This is a genomic window from Lactobacillus nasalidis (assembly GCF_016587775.1).
In the GTDB taxonomy this organism is placed as follows: Bacteria; Bacillota; Bacilli; order Lactobacillales; family Lactobacillaceae; genus Lactobacillus; species Lactobacillus nasalidis.
The window spans coordinates 1-1,821 of record NZ_BOCG01000713.1; the positions used below are offsets into that span (position 1 = coordinate 1).

General features: G+C 57.9%; 2 protein-coding genes and 1 pseudogene. 1 reads left to right on the plus strand and 2 read right to left on the minus strand.

The window, feature by feature from the left end:
• Positions 1-296, plus strand: a pseudogene (locus tag lacNas_RS13590) (DsbA family protein); the annotation flags it as partial.
• Between the two features lie 8 nt (positions 297-304).
• On the opposite strand, the gene lacNas_RS13595 reads toward lacNas_RS13590, so the two are convergent.
• Positions 305-1,165 (minus strand): competence protein CoiA, encoded by an 861-nt coding sequence (locus lacNas_RS13595; RefSeq protein ID WP_201331606.1) that lies wholly within the window; start codon positions 1,163-1,165, stop codon positions 305-307.
• A 111-nt stretch (positions 1,166-1,276) separates the two neighbouring features.
• Positions 1,277-1,821, minus strand: a 545-nt coding sequence (locus tag lacNas_RS13600; protein WP_201331607.1) for an adaptor protein MecA, incomplete at its 5' end; no start/stop codon positions are given.

Below are 1,821 nucleotides of genomic sequence, written 5' to 3' on the forward strand. Positions count from 1 at the left end.
AGCAGCTGGGAACCGACCTGGCGGAAGTCGAAGCCGCCATGACCGACTCCTGCCTGCCGGACGTAATTGCCCAGGACCAGGAACTGGCCCAGAAGTTCCAGATCAAGGCCCTGCCGTCAACCGTTGTCTTTGACGACCAGATTGATGACAGCGGCCTGCTGCTGGACGGCGAACTGAGTGATGACGACCTCCTCGAAATTTTTGACAATGACCGCGATGCCTGTTTTGAGCCCCTCCTGCAGCTGACGGAGAACTCGCCGCTTTGCTATCCGGTCAGTCATCTGCATCTTCTTTAGACCAGTCCCTAGGGGCTGGTTTTTTGCTGCAGAAAACCGGCCAGCCAGCTCGGCTCACCGGGCTTGCGCCAGTGGCTGAAGGCCTCTTGGGGCAGGTCAGCCAGGGTGTAGCCCCGCAGATACATCAGCTCCCCCAGCTTTTGGCCCAGCCGGCTTTTCTCTTTAAGCTGCTGGTCCAGATACTGCCGCTCTTTCAGCCAGTCTGCCGCTTCAGGCGGCGGCAGAAGGGGCCTGAAGCGCCACAGGGCGGCAATCCCTTCCCCGTCCAGGGGAAAGTCCTCCTGCCGGTAGACCAGCTGCTGGCTTAGGGGTGCCTGCTGCACCTGGTATTTGAGCCGCAGCAGGCTGTCTGCCTGGTGAATTTCCAAATAGTAGCTCCCCCAGAGCTGATTTTCCCGGAAAAAGATCAGCTGGGTCTGCTTCAGTTTCTCGCCCAGATAGTGCCGGCGGCCGACCAGCCAGATGTCCTTGATGCCAATGGACCGGTAGAGGGCATGGCGGTGGGCGAATTCCTCCTGCCCCAGCGGCGCGCACTGCACTTCAAAGGCCAGGCCGGGATTGGCCAATACGTCTGCCCGCAGGGCCCCGTCAGCCAGAGGCACTTCCAGCCTGGCCGGCAATCCGGCCGCGGTCAGGGCGGCTTTTAAGAGCGTCTTGCCCTGCCGGTGCTCTTCCTGCTCCCCCAAGCCGCGAAAGACCTGGTAATGCTTGAAAAAAGGCTCCGCTTTCTGGGACAGGACCAGAATCACCGGCTTCCGGCAGCGCGGGCAGCGGTAGACCTCCTGGTTGAGATAAGCCGGATTTTCCCGGACTTTCGCGGCTTCACTGACCGCTAAGACTAATTCTTGGTGTAATAAGGCTGCGTACAAAATAATCCCCCGTTAACTAGTACGCCAAAAATGCCCTTTTTTCCCAAGAAAAAAAGAGGAACCCGTGAAAGGTTCCTCTTTTCTTCGGCTCGTTTCTTTGTTTATCCCCGGCTACTTGCTGACGAACTGCCGGCGCAGGGCTCCCAGGGCATCCTGCTGGAAGAGGCACTGGCCATGTTCTTGTGCCTGCAGCATTTCTCTTTCCGGTACCTGGTAGCCGAATTCGTTGGCAATAGCCCAGGCGTCAGCTGGCTTGATTTCCGCATAGTTCTCGTCCATAAAGGCCAGCTTGAGGTAGAACTTGTGCTTGTAGTAGTAGACGCTGGAAGCCAGGTCGCTGACCAGCAGGCTGTCTGCCAGGGCCAAAAGGTCGTCAATGTCGTCAAAGGCCAAAGCGTGCGTTTCCTGGTAGCTCCAGTAGTCATCATATCCCTGGTCATCAGTGTTGCCCAGATCCTGCATGACTACCGGGTCCAGCTCGGTATTTGCGTCATCGGCTGGATCCAGGTCATAGAAAGCCCGCGGTTCATCTGCGGCGGCTTCATCTTCATCAGCCTCTCCGCCGACGCCGTTGGCCTCGGGTTCGAAAAAGCGCCGCATTTCTTCCGGCATGTCGTTGTCTTTGTTCATCTTGGTGATCAGAAGATCGATGCCGC